The organism is Enterobacter sp. D2 (assembly GCF_034427575.1).
In the GTDB taxonomy this organism is placed as follows: Bacteria; Pseudomonadota; Gammaproteobacteria; order Enterobacterales; family Enterobacteriaceae; genus Enterobacter; species Enterobacter cloacae_M.
This window is the reverse complement of sequence record NZ_JAXQPP010000001.1, coordinates 1,848,233-1,863,972: the sequence shown is the minus strand read 5'-3', so window position 1 is coordinate 1,863,972 and position 15,740 is coordinate 1,848,233. Positions and strand designations below refer to the sequence as shown.

Below are 15,740 nucleotides of genomic sequence, written 5' to 3'. Positions count from 1 at the left end.
ACCGGAGCCTTGCAGATTAACGCGGCAGGGCGGTTCCCCATTCACGCCACTCTTTCGGTTCGCTTTCGAGCAGCAGGAAGTGTTTACCCGGCTGCGCTTTCGGTGCCAGCGGCGTGCCCGGCGGCGTGGCAAACGCGATACCGCCGCGAATGAACTGGTTGAAGGTGCCGGTTTTCACCACGCCACCCGTCAGGCCAAAGTCCAGTGAATAGCCGGACGCCAGCCAGAATACCGAGTTATTGCGTACCAGGTGCTGGTAGCGTTCGCTGATGCGTAACGCCACCATCACGCGGTCGGAGAGCGTACCGAGCGTCAGGCCCGTGACCGTACCCACCTCAATGCCGCGGAACAGTACCGGGGTGCCGATGCTGAGCGAGCCCGCTTCCGGCACTTCCACCACGATGCTCAGGCCGCCAAGGTAGCGCGAGTCGGTGATCGTGGCTTCCTGAAGCTCGAAATCACGACGGGCATTGCCCTGGCCCGGCTCAACGTTGATGTACGGCTGCAAAATGGTGTCGAGATGCTCAACGCCCGCGGCCGAGATCTGCGGCGTCACCACCGAGAAGCGCGAACCCGTGCGGGCGAAGGTCTGCACATATTCCGGGTACAGCACGGCGGTGGCCTGCACCTCGTTGCGCGAGGTAATCAGCGTCAGCTTCTGGATCTGCCCGATATCAATGCCGAGATAGCGAATTGGCATACCTTCCGCCAGCTTGCCGGCATCAAACGCGTGCAGGGTAATCTGTCCACCCACGGCGCGTGCGGCGGTTTCGGACGGGAAGAGAATACGCTTATCGCCTTTACGCAGATTCGCGCCCGCGCCGCTGAGGTTATCGAAGCTAATCGCTCCGCGCAGCGCGCGTGAGAGCGGGGAGGCCTGCACGGTCAGCCCGTTACCGTTAAGCTGAACTTTCGCGCCGCCCTCGGCCCAGAAGACGCTGTTTGGCGTCAGCAGCTTGCGGTACTCCGGCTTGATATGCAGTTCGATATCAAACGCATCCGCACGCGGGCGAACGGTGATAACTTCCCCGACCTCAAACTTGCGGTAGAGCACCACGGAGCCCGCCTGTACGTCCGGCAGCGTCTCGGCGCTTAGCGTCAGCGTGGTGGTAGGGAGATCGCTCAGGCTGTTTTCAACCGCTTTCTCCAGGTTGGCATACAGCGGATAGCTGTCGCGAACGGGGCCTTTATCGCCGGGCAGAATGCGGATGCCGCCGTTAACCCATTCGCTGGCGCTGGCGCCGAGGAACTCCACGCCGTCCAGTCCCACCTTCACATCGACGCGACTGTTCACCACGAATTTGCTGTCACCGTGCACCAGGTCGCTGTACTGCGGATCGATGGCGACCGAGAAGGTCACGCCATTCGCGGAGAGCTTACGCTCCAGCACCTGACCGACCTGCACGCCGTGTAAAATTAACGGCTGACCGGCTTCGATTCCGTAACTTTCTGGCGCATTCAGGGTGACGGTCACTACGCCCGGCTTTTGCAGCAGGGATTTATCCGCCGGGGCAATCACGAAGCTATTGCTGGGTTTACCTTCGCCGGGGATGAGCTCAAACGTATTGCCGGTCAACAGCGTGCTGAGGCTGGCATCGTTCAGAGAGAGCTTTGGACTGCGCATTTCGATACGCGTTTTCTCGCGCAGGAGATCGACCACGCTCGGATCGACAGTCATTTCGCCGGTGACCGAGCCGCCCGGGTTGAGCGTCATTTTGGTGAGCTGACCAACCTGCAACCCCTGATACATCAGCGGCGTCGAACCCGCTTTTAGCCCCTTAGCATCGGGCAGGGCGAGTTTAACGAGCACGCCGCGCTGGCTGTGCGCCAGGTCAGCGTACAATCCAAATGAGTCATCAGCGGTGGCAGGGCTTGAGTTTTCCGGGGAGTCAAAGGCAATGGCACCATTCACCAGCGCGGCCAGACTTTCCAGCTTCACTTTCGCACCGCTCAGGCTGACGTCCGCATCCACGCCGGAGACGTTCCAGAAGCGGCTGCCTTTTTTCACCAGATTGGTGAAGCGACGCTCGATCAGCACGTCGATGGTGACGCCCTGTTTATTCGGGTTGATCGCGTAATCGTACACGCGGCCAACCGGGATTTTGCGGAAATAGACCAGCGAACCGCTGTTCAGAGAACCGAGATCCGGCGCCTGCAGATGGATCATTAAATCGCCGTTGTTGAGGCGGTACTTGGGCTGTGTATCCAGGGCAACAAAGTGATCCTGCGGCTCACCTTTACCCGGCATCATGCCGATATAGTTACCGCCCACTAGCGCATCCAGCCCGGACACGCCGGCCAGAGACGCTTTTGGCGTCACCAGCCAGAACTGCGTTTCGCTGCGCAGGGCATCCTGCATGTCAGATTTAATACTGACCCGCACCTGAATCTTGTTCAGCCCTTTTCCAAGGGAGATATCCTGAACCGTACCCACTTCAACCCCCTGGAAGCGAACGGGCGTTCGCCCGGCGACGATGCCGTCTGCGGTCTGGAAATCAATAGTGACGGTACTCCCGCGATCTTCATAGCTCGTCCAGATAAGCCAGCCTGCAATCATCAGGGCGATGACGGGCAGCAACCAGAATGGCGAAATGCGGCGTTTTGTTTTAATTCTCGCTTCAGTCGGCGAAGCGGGGGTTTCCTGACTCATGTGCATCCCAAAGTAAGCGGCTATCCAGCCATTCCACAGCAAGAATAGTCAATATCACCGCAGAGCCGAAATAAAAAGCCGCGGGTCCCATTGTAAAAGCAAGTAGCTGGTCGCGATTGATGAGCGACATCATCAGTGAAATCACGAACAGATCTAACATTGACCAGCGGCCAATCCAGGTGACGAACCGCAGCAGCAGAATGCGGGTCCGTAAGCCTTGTTCACATTTAAAGTGAATGCTGATGAGCAGGGTAAACATCACCACCACTTTGGTAAAGGGAACCAGGATACTGGCAATGAAGACGATCGCCGCCACCCCGACGTTGCTGTGCGCAAGGGAGATAATCCCGGAGAGGATAGTATCCTCCTGACGCCCGCCATTCACGTAAATGATGGAAATCGGCAACATATTGGCTGGGATCAGAAACACCAGGGAGGCGATCAGCGCGGCCCAGCATTTTTGCAGGCTGTTGTTGCGCCGCAGCCTCAACGGAATGTGGCACCGCGGGCAGCGACCACGCGCGTCGGGCAAGCCGGTATAGTGACATCCCAGACAGACGCGCAGATTTTCATCAGGACGCGTGGCGGGGCGCTGAGGGTAAAATCGCTCCCAGAGCTGTTCAACGTTCAGGTGGATAAGCGTCAGTATGCTCAGCAATACCAGGCTGATGAAAGCAAAGAGTCCGATGCCGGGCTGCAAAAAGGCGTAGTCCTGTACCTTTATTGACGCAACGCCCACGCCCACCAGATAAATATCCAGCATCACCCACTCTTTGAGCTTATCCAGCATCAGCAGTACCGGCCGAAGGTTCATGCCGAGAATATTGCCAAACCACAGATAGGCAATGGCGGCGACCAGCACCAGCGGCGCGCCAACGGTACAGAACAGCACCATTGCAGCGGTGATGGGATCCCCCTGACGGGTCATCTGCCAGATACCCTGCAGCACGTTGGCGTCAATGCGCACGCCAAGCAGGTAGAGTTTCAGCAGCGGTTCGCTCCAGGCGAAGGGCATCAGCAGCAGCATGGTGACGGCCATGGCGGCGAGGCGGGTGAGCGACCAGTCGCGGCCATCGCGAATTTTGGCGTCGCAGCGGGGACAAAAGGCACTTTGGTGCGATTTCATCTTCGGCAACATAAAAAGCGTATCGCACTGGGGGCAACGCTGATAATGTGCACGTGGCAAAGCTTCGCTTACCGTATGGACAGTTATCTTTCTTGTCGGCGTAATTTTGGTTGTTTTTAAGGCCATCAGCTGCGCACAAATAAGTATTGTTGAAAGTTATAATAACTCATGAACGGATTCATCTTGAGCATGAGCGCATTTAATGCTTATTTTAATAGGCTATGCGGTAAATTTGTAAGACAACTAAGTGATTGAATAATGAACAAAACAGAATTCTACGCGGATCTGAACCGCGATTTTAAGGCATTGATGGCGGGTGAGACCAGCTTCTTAGCTACTCTGGCAAATACTAGCGCATTGCTGTTTGAACGTCTCTCTGACGTGAACTGGGCCGGCTTTTACCTCCTGGAAGGTGAAACGCTGGTGCTCGGCCCGTTCCAGGGCAAACTGGCCTGCGTGCGTATTCCGGTAGGGCGTGGCGTATGCGGCACGGCGGTGGCCGAAAATCAGGTCCAGCGTGTGGAAGATGTTCATGCGTTTGACGGGCATATTGCCTGTGATGCTGCCAGTAATTCTGAAATCGTTCTGCCGCTGGTGGTAAAAAATCAGATTATTGGCGTTCTGGATATCGACAGTACGGTCTTCAGTCGCTTTACAACCGAGGACGAACAGGGGCTACGCGAGCTGGTGGCGAATCTGGAAAACGTACTCGCTGCAACCGATTATCAAAAATTCTTTGCGAGCGTCGCAGGATAATCAACGGATAACGTAGCATTTACTGATAGCGTCATTATAATGACGCCTGTTCATGCCTGCGCTTGTTGGCAACGTCCGTTGTAATCAGGAAATTTCATGGAAAATCAACCTAAGTTGAATAGCAGTAAAGAAGTTATCGCATTTCTGGCCGAGCGTTTCCCGCAGTGCTTCAGCGCGGAAGGTGAAGCTCGTCCCCTGAAAGTCGGTATTTTTCAGGATCTGGTGGCGCGTGTTGAAGGGGAAATGAACCTCAGCAAAACTCAGCTGCGTTCCGCCTTACGTCTTTATACTTCGAGCTGGCGTTACCTGTACGGTATCAAACCAGGCGCGACCCGCGTGGACCTCGACGGCAACCCTTGCGGTGAGCTGGACGAGCAGCACGTTGAGCACGCGCGCAAGCAGCTTGAAGAAGCCAAAGCACGCGTTCAGGCACAACGTGCAGAACAGCAGGCGAAAAAACGCGAAGCCGCAGCGGCAAACGGCCAGGAAGAAGCGCCTCGTCGTGAGCGTAAACCACGCCCTGCGCCGCGCCGTCACGATAATAACGATCGCAAACCGCGTGCAGACAAACCAGCAGCAAAAGCCCCGCGTGCCCCTCGTGAAGAGCCGCGCCATACGCCGGTTTCTGACATTAACGCCCTGAGCGTAGGTCAGGCACTGAAGGTAAAAGCGGGTAACAATGCTATGGACGCCACCGTACTGGAAATCACCAAAGATGGCGTTCGTGTACAGCTGACTTCTGGTATGTCAATGATTGTACGCGCAGAACACTTGTTGTTCTGAAACGGAGGCCAAGCCTGGCATGAACACTTTTTTTAAGCTCACCGCGCTGGCGGGCCTGTTTGCCATAACAGGTCACGCTTTTGCAGTGGACGATATCACGCGTGTTGATCAAATTCCGGTACTCAAGGAAGAGACGCAACATGCGACGGTGAGCGAGCGCGTGACCTCACGTTTTACCCGCTCGCACTATCGTCAGTTCGATCTCGATCAGGCCTTTTCGGCCAAAATCTTTGACCGCTATCTGAACTTGCTGGATTACAGCCATAACGTTTTGCTCGCCAGCGATGTCGAGCAGTTCGCTAAGCGCAAATCCGAGGTGGGTGATGAGTTGCGTTCAGGCAAGCTGGATCTGTTTTACGATCTCTACAACCTGTCGCAAAAGCGCCGCTTTGAACGCTATCAGTACGCGCTGAAAGTGCTGGAACGTCCGATGGACTTCACCGGCACTGACACCTTTAACCTGGATCGCAGTAAAGCACCCTGGCCGAAAGATGAAGCCGAGTTGAATGCGCTGTGGGACGGTAAAGTTAAATACGACGAACTGAGCCTTAAGCTGACCGGCAAAGACGAAAAAGAGATCCGTGATACGCTGACGCGTCGTTACAAATTTGCCATTCGTCGTCTGGCGCAGACCAACAGTGAGGATGTTTTCTCACTCGCGATGACCGCCTTTGCGCACGAAATTGATCCGCACACCAACTATCTCTCTCCACGCAACACCGAACAGTTCAATACCGAGATGAGCCTGTCTCTGGAAGGTATCGGCGCGGTGCTGCAGATGGACGATGATTACACGGTGATCAATTCCATGGTCGCGGGTGGCCCGGCGTCCAAAAGCAAAGCGATTAGCGTAGGCGATCGCATTGTGGGTGTAGGACAAACAGGCCAGAACATGGTCGACGTGATCGGCTGGCGTCTCGATGACGTGGTTGCGCTGATCAAAGGTCCGAAAGGCAGCAAGGTTCGTCTGGAAATTCTGCCTGCCGGTAAAGGCACTAAAACCCGTATAGTTACCCTGACCCGCGAGCGTATCCGTCTGGAAGACCGCGCGGTGAAAATGTCGGTGAAAACCGTGGGTAAAGAGAAGGTCGGTGTCCTGGATATTCCTGGCTTCTACGTAGGGCTGACTGACGATGTGAAAGTTCAGCTGCAGAAGCTTGAGAAGCAGAACGTCAGCAGCATTATCATCGACCTGCGCAGTAACGGCGGCGGGGCGCTGACAGAAGCGGTTTCACTCTCCGGTCTGTTCATTCCATCTGGCCCTGTGGTTCAGGTGCGCGATAACAACGGTAAAGTGCGTGAAGATGCCGACAACGACGGTGTGGTCTACTACAAAGGCCCGCTGGTGGTCCTGGTTGACCGCTTCAGTGCTTCCGCGTCTGAAATCTTTGCCGCTGCAATGCAGGACTATGGTCGCGCGCTGATTGTCGGTGAGCCAACCTTCGGGAAAGGTACCGTACAGCAGTATCGCTCTCTGAATCGTATTTACGATCAGATGCTGCGTCCGGAATGGCCTGCGCTGGGCTCGGTTCAGTACACCATTCAGAAATTCTACCGCGTGAACGGCGGCAGTACGCAGCGTAAGGGCGTAACGCCGGACATCATGATGCCGACAGGCACGGAAGAGACGGAAACCGGCGAGAAGTTTGAAGATAACGCCTTGCCGTGGGACAGCATCAATGCCGCGACCTACGTGAAAGCGGGTGATATGACGCAATTTGGCCCAGAACTGCTGAAAGCGCATAACGACCGCATCGCGAAAGATCCGGAGTTCCAGTACATCATGAAGGACATTGCACGATTCAATGCCCTGAAAGATAAGCGGAATATCGTTTCTCTGAACTATGCACAGCGTGAGAAAGAGAACAACGAGGATGATGCAACCCGCCTGGCGCGTATCAACGATCGCTTCAAGCGCGAAGGCAAGCCTCTGCTCAAGAAACTGGACGATCTGCCAAAAGATTACCAGGAGCCGGATCCGTATCTGGACGAGACGGTGCATATCGCTCTCGACCTGGCGAATCAGGAAAAAGAGAAACCAGCCGTACAGCCCGCTCCGGCAAAATAACCTCCCAACAGGCACAAGAAATTGTGCCTGTTTCTTTTTGTTCTGCATCCTTCCGTCAGTCAGATTTCCAATTGTGTAAAGTTGTGTCTTTCTGGTGACTTACGCCCGCCGGATGCTTGAAAATAGCCGCAATACCCATACGATGTGGGTAATCGCATAGTGCGTTTTGTTAAACTGAGGTAAAAAGAAAATTATGATGCGAATCGCGCTCTTCCTGCTCACCAACCTGGCGGTCATGGTGGTTTTCGGGCTCGTGCTAAGCCTGACAGGAATTCAGTCGAGCAGCGTTCAGGGTCTGTTGATTATGGCGCTGCTGTTTGGTTTTGGTGGCTCGTTCATCTCCCTGCTGATGTCGAAGTGGATGGCACTGAAATCGGTGGGTGGTGAGGTTATTGAACAGCCGCGTAACGATATGGAACAGTGGCTGATGAACACGGTGGCTCAGCAATCCCGTCAGGCCGGGATCGCCATGCCGCAGGTGGCGATTTACCATGCCCCGGACATCAACGCTTTCGCCACGGGCGCCCGTCGCGATGCGTCACTGGTTGCCGTCAGCACCGGATTGCTGCAGAACATGAGCCGTGACGAAGCCGAAGCGGTTATTGCCCACGAAATCAGCCATATCGCCAACGGTGACATGGTGACCATGACCCTGATTCAGGGCGTGGTGAACACCTTCGTGATCTTCATCTCCCGTATTCTGGCGCAGATCGCGGCAGGCTTTATGGGCGGAAACCGTGATGAAGGTGAAGAGAGCAACGGCAACCCGCTGATCTACTTCGCCGTTTCGATGGTTCTGGAACTGGTATTCGGTATTCTGGCCAGCATCATCACCATGTGGTTCTCCCGCCACCGTGAATTCCACGCGGATGCCGGCTCGGCGAAGCTGGTTGGTCGTGAGAAGATGATTGCCGCGCTGCAGCGTCTGAAAACCAGCTACGAGCCGCAGGAAGCGAATAGCATGATGGCCTTCTGCATTAACGGTAAATCCAAATCGCTGAGCGAGCTGTTTATGTCTCACCCGCCGCTGGATAAACGTATCGAAGCGCTGCGCAGTGGGGAATATCTGAAGTAACGCTAAGAACTCTAATAAGCCGGGCAGGAGAACACTCAGCCCGGCTTTTTTTATGCCTGAACCCTGGGCTGGGTCACGCGCAGGCCGCTGACGACCGCCGCGAGCGAGGCAAGGGCTCCCGCGGTGAGAAGCGCAACATGGTTGCCGTTTTGCCCGGCGAGGTTAAACATCAGGGCGACCAGGGCTGCGCCGCTGCTTTGTCCCAGAAGGCGCGCGCTCCCCAGCATGCCGCTGGCACCACCGCTGCGATGGCGCGGCGCGGAGGTGATGATGGTGTGATTGTTAGGGGACTGGAACAGGCCAAACCCAGCGCCGCACAGGATCATGCGCCAGATGATGTCCAGATCGGTTGGCGATGACGGTAGCAGAGCCAGCGCGAATAGGCCTGTCGCCATCACCGCAAGCCCCAATGCTCCCAGTAAACCGGCATGGACGCGTTCAATTAAGTAACCTGCCAGCGGCGCCATCACCATGGTCGCTAGTGGCCAGGGGGTTAACAGCAGGCCGGTCTCCACTTCTGAACGGCCGATCACGCTCTGCAGAAAGAAGGGCAGAGAAACCAGAGCCAGCATTTGGGCGCAGAACGAGCAGACAGACGTGCAAATGGAGAGGGAAAAGAGGGGAATACGCAGCAGATCCACCGGCAGTAAAGGCACGGGGAGAGTGAGCTGGCGGCGAACAAAGAAGAAGCCGATCGCCAGCAGGGCGATGAGCTCCGCGGCGGTAAGCATCAGAGACTGTCCCTGCGCAAAGCCGCTCAGCGCCGTAATCAGCAGGCCAAAGGTCAGGGCATTCATCACTGCACTCGCCACATCGAAGCGCGGCATGGTGCTTTTAGGGCCGTTAGCGGGAAGAAAGCGCAGGGCAAAGAATATAGCGACAATGCCCAGCGGCACGTTAATAGCAAACAGCCATTGCCATGACGCAACGGAAAGGATCGCCGCCGCAATAGTCGGCCCGGCGGCGGAAGAGACGGCGACAATAAACGAGTTTATCCCCATGCCGCGCCCCAGATGACGCTGGGGATAAATTAAGCGGATCAACGCCGTGTTTACGCTCATGAGCGCCGCGCCGCCAAAACCCTGCGCGATGCGGGCAAGCGTCAGGGTATGCAGCGAATCTGAAAGGGCGCATAGCAAGGACGTGAAGGTGAAAACCACCAGACCGCACTGATACACCCGACGGTAACCGAACATATCGCCCAGGAAAGAGAACGAGAGCAGGGAAACCACAATCGCAATCTGATATGCGTTAACGATCCATATCGAACTGGCGGGAGAGGCATGCAGGTCGCTGGCGATGGTTGGCAGGGCAACGTTCGCGATTGCGCCGTCAAGGACGGCCATTGAGATACCGATAATGATGGTCGCTATAGCGCCATACCGCTGGGGTAAAGGCAGGCCATCGGAAAGGGTCTTTTCCATTAGGATTAAAAAAGCTCAGCGTGAAATTATTCTCAGGATAACTATTTTAGCATTGTTACAGCCGCGATATGTCGCAGATTTGTAACGAAGTAAACGCGGATTGATTGCAGGTGACATGACGGGAACTTATAATAAAAACCGGTTCTGATTTTTATAAAACACTCTCTATGAGGTGGTAAATGGCTATTGCGGATTTGGATAAACAGCCAGATTCTGTTTCTTCCGTGCTGAAGGTGTTTGGCATCTTACAGGCGCTGGGGGATGAGCGTGAAATAGGTATTACAGAGTTGTCGCAGCGCGTGATGATGTCTAAAAGCACCGTATATCGCTTTTTACAAACCATGAAGTCGCTGGGCTACGTTGCCCAGGAAGGCGAATCTGAAAAATACTCTCTGACGCTCAAGCTGTTTGAGCTGGGCGCTCGTGCGCTGCAAAATGTTGACCTGATCCGCAGCGCTGATATCCAGATGCGTGAAATCTCTCGCCTGACCAAAGAGACCATCCATCTCGGTGCGCTGGATGAAGACAGCATTGTTTACATCCATAAAATCGACTCCATGTACAATTTGCGCATGTACTCGCGCATTGGTCGTCGCAACCCGCTCTACAGCACCGCGATTGGTAAGGTTCTGCTGGCCTGGCGCGATCGTGAGGAAGTGAAACAGATCCTCGAAGGCGTGGAATACAAGCAAAGTACCTCGCGAACCATTACCAGCACAGACGCGCTGTTAACGGTGCTCGATCGCGTACGCGAGCAGGGGTATGGCGAAGATAACGAAGAGCAGGAAGAAGGGCTGCGCTGCATCGGCGTTCCGGTGTTTGACCGCTTTGGCGTAGTAATCGCGGGCTTAAGTATCTCCTTCCCAACCTTACGCTTCTCCGAAGAGCGCCTGCATGAGTATGTGGCTATTCTGCACACTGCCGCACGTAAGATTTCTGAACAAATGGGTTATCACGACTACCCGTTTTAATCTCTGATCGCATAAAAAAACGCCGCATCTGTTGCGGCGTTTTTTATATCAGTCATGTCACCGGCTGATTAGCCATTATCAATCACGACGGATGTCTTTCGCAGGACCGGACAGTTGGTCAAGCCAACGATCCCGCTGTCAGTATGCAAATATTGCGCAGTGCTCACGCCCTGTGCCGTTAAATATTTACATTGAATCCCTAACCCGGCTGCGTTTTCGGTGCTTCCAACAAGCACGCCATAACCCGTGAGCAGAAGGCCAATCCAGACGATAGCCAGTGCAATAATTGTTCGAATAATGAAGCGCATCATTAACCTCTTTTGTCGTTGTTATCATAAAGCTAGCGTAAATGGTTTACACGATGAAACAAGTGCAGGATTCTGAAAAAAGTGCGATGGCGGTACAGTTAGCCCTTGTTTAAGATAAGCGTGTTAACCTCGTTACATCAGGTTTTTAGACGGAGTGTGGAGTGAAAAAAATACGCTGGGTAATTCTGATTATCGTGCTGATAGCGTGCGTGGTGTTATGGACGCAGACGATCAATGTGATGTGCGATCAGGATGTACAGTTTTTTAGCGGCGTTTGCGCAATCAATAAGTTTATTCCGTGGTAATACGCATTTTTTCTCAAGGTGATTTCCTTCCTTCGCGCCAGTGGTAAAATAGACGTTTTTATTGAGGTGGTGAAATGGGTGAGTTACTGAATTCAGGGCTGCTGAATATGGCATCCCTGATGATTTCTTTGGTTGTTCTGCTTGTGGGCCTGGTCATTTGGTTTTTTGTGAACCGCGCCAGCTCCCGTACTAACGAGCAGATTGAACTGCTGGAAGCGCTGCTCGATCAGCAAAAACGTCAGAATGCGCTGCTACGCCGTCTGTGTGAGGCTAACGAACCGGAAGAGAAAGACGCGCCGAAAGACGCGGTCGCTGAAGAAAGCAAAGACGAAGACGACTTTATCCGCCTGGTGGCTGAGCGTTAATCTTTTTATGCTGGGAGGTGGCTGTGGTTTGGAAAAATCCCTGGTATGACCCCTCCCTGAAACATCACACCCCGAACGGTTTTCGTAATACCGATCCTGTCGGACATCAACCCGGCGATCTTGACCGTTGGCGCAAAGCGCGTAAAGAGGCCGGTTTACCGAAGCCACCCGCGCTGGGCTATGAAGACTTTATCCAACAGTGGTGGCAACCGGTTGAGCTTACGCAACCTCATGAAGATGGGGTATGGTGGCTGGGACACGCGAGCGTAATGCTGCAGCTGGACTGCAATATCATCCTTACCGATCCGGTTTTTTCACAGCGCGCTTCTCCACTCCCTTTCCTGGGACCCCAGCGCAAAACGCCTCCCGCGCTGTCAGTCTGTCAACTCAATCAGCTTGATGCGGTCGTCATCTCCCATAATCATTACGATCATCTTGATGACGCGACCATTCGCCGTATTCTCAAGCGCTTCCCCGAGGTCAGTTTTTTTGTTCCGCTGGGCCTGGCCGACTGGTTTCGCCGCCGGGGGGCAAAACGCGTGGTTGAGCTCGACTGGTGGCAGAGCTTCACCTGGCAGGGGATGACGCTGACCGCCGTACCGGCACAGCACTGGAGTATGCGCACGCCATGGAACCGCAATCGCTCATTATGGTGCGGCTGGGTTATGGAAGGTCGACATCATCGTTTCTGGTTCAGCGGAGATACGGGGTATTCGCCTGAACTGCTATTGATACCTGAACGCCTTGGCCATATCGATGCTGCCGCGTTACCAATAGGTGCCTATGCCCCACGATGGTTCATGGCTGTCCATCATATGGATCCGCAATCTGCGGTGGCATTGTGGCAGCAGCTGGGTTGTCCTCTGGCGTTTCCCATTCACTGGGGCGTGTTTGAACTGGCAGATGAAGCCCTCGATGAACCTGTGCGGGAGTTAACTGACGCGCTAGATAATTTAGCACCAGTTAATCATTCTTTCAGGGTACTGAAAGTTGGTGAATATTTATCCTTATAAGCGAAGCGATAACGTAGTGCATATATTCTGTATGTAAACGCGTGAAGGAATGTTTTATTTTTATCGAAACGTTTTGCTTGCCTTCTTTTGATGCAGAGTCATAAAAATTTCATTATTTTGGTGCATAACACTGTTTATTAGTTGGTGCATTTTAATACAGTTCGGCGCGGGTTATTAACAGTGTTTTTTCTCTGAAACAATTTGGTCGCGTTACAATGATTTAAGCATAAGTTTTCACAAATTGTTCTAACTCAATCAGGACGTAAGATTTCTTTTCCCGTTTGCTGGACGCTTCGTAATGATTGAGCTATGTTAAAAAAGTCTTAGATTACAGCGCTTGTGAAAGCAACGCTGGGTCTTTGTTACGCAGCAGAGCTGTCTGTAAGTGATGCGCATAATTGTGCAAAACCTGACAGGCACTGTTCGAATTTGTGCGGCGGATCGAGACATGTTTAAAAATGGCTTGCCATATTAAACATAGTGTGTGATAACACGTTTTGGGTCAAACGAGGTACAGTTCTGTTTATGTGTGGCATTTTCAGTAAAGAAGTCCTGAGTAAACACGTTGTCGTTGAATACCGCTTCTCTGCCGAACCTTATATTAGTGCCTCATGCAGTAATGTCTCAGTTTTATCTCAGTTAATGCCTGCGGGCTAAGAAAACACTCTAAGGAATTTTGCAAAATGGCAAAGATTAAAGGTCAAGTTAAGTGGTTCAACGAGTCTAAAGGTTTTGGTTTCATTACTCCTGCTGACGGCAGCAAAGACGTGTTCGTACACTTCTCTGCAATCCAGGGTAACGGCTTCAAAACTCTGGCTGAAGGCCAGAACGTTGAGTTCGAAATTCAGGACGGCCAGAAAGGCCCAGCTGCAGTTAACGTAACTGCTATCTGATCGAACCGCTGCTGACTGAAGCGCTTCGCACTTCAATCTCAGACATAAAGCCTCGCATAATGCGGGGCTTTTTTATGTCCCTTATCTTTCAAAATATTACCATTGGCGGTCTTGTTAGTAACTTGTTGCAAAGCTGCGATGTTAGTAGCACTGTTTTGCCACCTTAACCCCATCTTTTCCCGTTAAATCAGGGCGTTGTTTAACAGTCCTGGGGTTCAGGTGAAGAAGAAATTGATAACCACCGCTGGCAATTTCACGCCAGCGCGTTTTGTGCTGCTCTGTTTAGCTATTTTTTGTAGTCTGGCTTTTTTGCTGGGCCGCGTTGCCTGGCTGCAAATCATCAAGCCTGACAATCTGGTGAAGCAGGAAGATATGCGATCCCTCCGCCAGCTGGCGATTGATGCGCCGCGGGGCATGATAATGGATCGCGAAGGTCGCCCCCTGGCGGTGAGCGTGCCCGTCCGGGCCGTCTGGGCCGATCCTAAAACGGTGCTGGCAAAAGGGGGCGTTGGCATTGACGAACGCTGGCAGGCGTTGGCAAACGCGCTGCATCTCTCCCTGGGCACACTTTCGGCGCGAATCAACGCCAACCCGCAGGGGCGTTTTATTTATCTTGCCCGTCAGGTCGATCCCGCACAGGCGAAGTGGATCGATAAGCTGAATCTGCCCGGTATCAATTTACGCGATGAATCCCGCCGTTTTTATCCTGCCGGCCATGTGGCAGCGAACCTGATTGGCTTCACCAATATTGACGGGCAGGGCATTGAAGGTGTGGAAAAAAGCTTTAACGCGCAGCTGACCGGCAAGGCCGGAGTGCGGCAGGTAAGGGAAGACCGCTACGGTCGCGTGGTTGAAAACCTGACGGAAGTGGCGCCCGCGCCGGCGCATAACATCCAGTTAAGTATCGACGAGCGGCTGCAAACCATCACCGAAGATGCACTCGATAATGCCGTGGCCTGGAACAAGGCGGAGTCTGGCGCATCGGTGCTCATTAATATCCCAACCGGGGAAATACTCGCCATGGCGAGCTATCCGGATTTCAACCCCAATAATCGGGAAGGCGCGACGATAAACGATTTTCGTAATCGCGCGATCAGCGATACGTTCGAACCCGGTTCGACGGTCAAGCCGCTGGTGCTGATGACGGCCCTGCAGCAGGGCCTGGTCCAGCCGGACAGCGTGATTGACACTCACCCGTATACCCTTGACGGGCATCGTATCCGCGACGTGGGCTATTATCCTGAACTGACGATGACCGGGATCCTGCAAAAATCGAGCGACACCGGCGTATCCCGACTCTCCCTGGCAATGCCTGTCCAGCATCTTATTGATACCTATCGAAACTTTGGGTTTGGCACGAATACGGGGCTTGGCTTAACGGGCGAGAGCGCGGGGCTGTTGCCAAATCGTAAATACTGGAGCCAGCTCGATCGTGCGACCTTTGCCTTCGGCTACGGGCTGATGGTGACGCCGCTCCAGCTGGCGCACGTCTACGCCACGATCGGCGGCTTCGGGCTCGAGCGACCTCTCTCGATTACGCGTATCGATCCACCCGTTATCGGGCACCGGGTCATGCCGGAAGAGATCGCACACGAGGTGGAACACATGATGGAGAGCGTTGCGCTGCCCGGCGGCGGGGGCGTTAAGGCCGCCGTTCGCGATTACCGGGTGGCGGTGAAAACCGGCACGGCGAAGAAAATTGACGACAGCGGAAAGTATGTCGATAAATACGTTGCGTATACGGCCGGCGTTGCGCCCGCCAGCGATCCGCGCTTTGCCCTGGTGGTGGTCATTAACGATCCGCAAAATGGCGCCTACTACGGCGGTGCCGTTTCCGCGCCTGTTTTCAGCGAGATTATGGGTAACGTGCTGCGTCTGGAGAATGTAAAACCTGACGGGTTACCGGCGGGTTCCGACCACCTTATCGTTATGCGTTAACCGGGCGTTTATAACCAGGGCGAATAGCGGTACACTTCGCCCTTTGATTATGCTCCGGAGTCACC

14 protein-coding genes and 1 pseudogene are annotated in these 15,740 nt (G+C 54.0%); 11 read left to right on the top strand and 4 right to left on the bottom strand.

Going from position 1 to position 15,740, the window contains the following annotated elements; translation table 11 throughout:
- Positions 1 to 16 precede the first annotated feature (16 nt).
- On the bottom strand, positions 17 to 2,650 hold the full coding sequence (locus SPG90_RS08960; protein ID WP_045355985.1) for a PqiB family protein: 2,634 nt from the start codon (positions 2,648 to 2,650) through the stop codon (positions 17 to 19).
- The gene (yebS, locus tag SPG90_RS08955) at positions 2,619 to 3,902 is read right to left on the bottom strand and encodes a membrane integrity lipid transport subunit YebS (protein WP_023312213.1); all 1,284 of its coding nucleotides are present in this window, start codon (positions 3,900 to 3,902) and stop codon (positions 2,619 to 2,621) included. Before yebS ends, SPG90_RS08960 begins: the two co-directional genes overlap by 32 nt.
- A 132-nt stretch (positions 3,903 to 4,034) precedes the next feature.
- Here yebS and SPG90_RS08950 point away from each other — a divergent pair, with 132 nt between their 5' ends.
- From SPG90_RS08950 to htpX, 4 genes are all read left to right on the top strand, one after another.
- A complete protein-coding gene (locus tag SPG90_RS08950; RefSeq protein ID WP_008500476.1) occupies positions 4,035 to 4,532 on the top strand; it encodes a GAF domain-containing protein in 498 nt (165 codons plus the stop codon).
- A 96-nt stretch (positions 4,533 to 4,628) separates the two neighbouring features.
- Complete coding sequence (proQ, locus tag SPG90_RS08945; protein ID WP_014884292.1) at positions 4,629 to 5,315, top strand: RNA chaperone ProQ; 687 nt, start codon at positions 4,629 to 4,631, stop codon at positions 5,313 to 5,315.
- Between the two features lie 19 nt (positions 5,316 to 5,334).
- Positions 5,335 to 7,383 (top strand): carboxy terminal-processing peptidase, encoded by a 2,049-nt coding sequence (prc, locus tag SPG90_RS08940; protein WP_029741991.1) that lies wholly within the window; start codon positions 5,335 to 5,337, stop codon positions 7,381 to 7,383.
- Positions 7,384 to 7,576: 193 nt separating this feature from the next.
- The gene (htpX, locus tag SPG90_RS08935) at positions 7,577 to 8,458 is read left to right on the top strand and encodes a protease HtpX (protein ID WP_014884290.1); all 882 of its coding nucleotides are present in this window, start codon (positions 7,577 to 7,579) and stop codon (positions 8,456 to 8,458) included.
- A 50-nt stretch (positions 8,459 to 8,508) separates the two neighbouring features.
- Here the strand turns inward: htpX and SPG90_RS08930 are convergent, their stop codons facing one another.
- A complete protein-coding gene (locus tag SPG90_RS08930) occupies positions 8,509 to 9,882 on the bottom strand; it encodes an MFS transporter (protein WP_045620335.1) in 1,374 nt (457 codons plus the stop codon).
- Positions 9,883 to 10,061: 179 nt separating this feature from the next.
- Here SPG90_RS08930 and kdgR point away from each other — a divergent pair, with 179 nt between their 5' ends.
- Positions 10,062 to 10,853, top strand: coding sequence for a DNA-binding transcriptional regulator KdgR (kdgR, locus tag SPG90_RS08925; protein ID WP_045405207.1), 792 nt, complete (start codon positions 10,062 to 10,064; stop codon positions 10,851 to 10,853).
- Positions 10,854 to 10,921: 68 nt separating this feature from the next.
- Here kdgR and SPG90_RS08920 read toward each other — a convergent pair whose 3' ends face one another.
- A complete protein-coding gene (locus tag SPG90_RS08920) occupies positions 10,922 to 11,161 on the bottom strand; it encodes a YobH family protein (RefSeq protein ID WP_023312207.1) in 240 nt (79 codons plus the stop codon).
- Positions 11,162 to 11,322: 161 nt separating this feature from the next.
- Between SPG90_RS08920 and mgrB the strand changes: the two genes are divergently transcribed.
- From mgrB to ftsI, 6 genes and pseudogenes are all read left to right on the top strand, one after another.
- On the top strand, positions 11,323 to 11,466 hold the full coding sequence (gene mgrB, locus SPG90_RS08915) for a PhoP/PhoQ regulator MgrB (protein WP_006175995.1): 144 nt from the start codon (positions 11,323 to 11,325) through the stop codon (positions 11,464 to 11,466).
- Between the two features lie 74 nt (positions 11,467 to 11,540).
- Positions 11,541 to 11,831, top strand: a complete 291-nt coding sequence (locus tag SPG90_RS08910) for a YebO family protein (protein WP_023312206.1) — start codon at positions 11,541 to 11,543, stop codon at positions 11,829 to 11,831.
- A 23-nt stretch (positions 11,832 to 11,854) separates the two neighbouring features.
- The gene (locus SPG90_RS08905) at positions 11,855 to 12,844 is read left to right on the top strand and encodes an MBL fold metallo-hydrolase (protein WP_045404382.1); all 990 of its coding nucleotides are present in this window, start codon (positions 11,855 to 11,857) and stop codon (positions 12,842 to 12,844) included.
- A 525-nt stretch (positions 12,845 to 13,369) separates the two neighbouring features.
- Positions 13,370 to 13,514, top strand: a pseudogene (locus SPG90_RS08900) (DUF2627 domain-containing protein).
- A gap of 13 nt (positions 13,515 to 13,527) precedes the next feature.
- Positions 13,528 to 13,737, top strand: a complete 210-nt coding sequence (cspE, locus tag SPG90_RS08895; RefSeq protein ID WP_001062678.1) for a transcription antiterminator/RNA stability regulator CspE — start codon at positions 13,528 to 13,530, stop codon at positions 13,735 to 13,737.
- 219 nt (positions 13,738 to 13,956) lie between these two features.
- Complete coding sequence (gene ftsI / locus SPG90_RS08890; protein ID WP_045355990.1) at positions 13,957 to 15,675, top strand: peptidoglycan glycosyltransferase FtsI; 1,719 nt, start codon at positions 13,957 to 13,959, stop codon at positions 15,673 to 15,675.
- The last annotated feature ends 65 nt before the right edge of the window (positions 15,676 to 15,740 follow it).

What these genes read in the sequence shown, in the direction of transcription:
- SPG90_RS08960 (WP_045355985.1), bottom strand. Translation starts at nt 2,650, where the DNA reads ATGAGTCAGGAAACCCCCGCTTCGCCGACTGAAGCGAGAATTAAAACA.
- yebS (WP_023312213.1), bottom strand. Translation starts at nt 3,902, where the DNA reads ATGGCCTTAAAAACAACCAAAATTACGCCGACAAGAAAGATAACTGTC.
- SPG90_RS08950 (WP_008500476.1), top strand. Translation starts at nt 4,035, where the DNA reads ATGAACAAAACAGAATTCTACGCGGATCTGAACCGCGATTTTAAGGCA.
- proQ (WP_014884292.1), top strand. Translation starts at nt 4,629, where the DNA reads ATGGAAAATCAACCTAAGTTGAATAGCAGTAAAGAAGTTATCGCATTT.
- prc (WP_029741991.1), top strand. Translation starts at nt 5,335, where the DNA reads ATGAACACTTTTTTTAAGCTCACCGCGCTGGCGGGCCTGTTTGCCATA.
- htpX (WP_014884290.1), top strand. Translation starts at nt 7,577, where the DNA reads ATGATGCGAATCGCGCTCTTCCTGCTCACCAACCTGGCGGTCATGGTG.
- SPG90_RS08930 (WP_045620335.1), bottom strand. Translation starts at nt 9,882, where the DNA reads ATGGAAAAGACCCTTTCCGATGGCCTGCCTTTACCCCAGCGGTATGGC.
- kdgR (WP_045405207.1), top strand. Translation starts at nt 10,062, where the DNA reads ATGGCTATTGCGGATTTGGATAAACAGCCAGATTCTGTTTCTTCCGTG.
- SPG90_RS08920 (WP_023312207.1), bottom strand. Translation starts at nt 11,161, where the DNA reads ATGCGCTTCATTATTCGAACAATTATTGCACTGGCTATCGTCTGGATT.
- SPG90_RS08910 (WP_023312206.1), top strand. Translation starts at nt 11,541, where the DNA reads ATGGGTGAGTTACTGAATTCAGGGCTGCTGAATATGGCATCCCTGATG.
- cspE (WP_001062678.1), top strand. Translation starts at nt 13,528, where the DNA reads ATGGCAAAGATTAAAGGTCAAGTTAAGTGGTTCAACGAGTCTAAAGGT.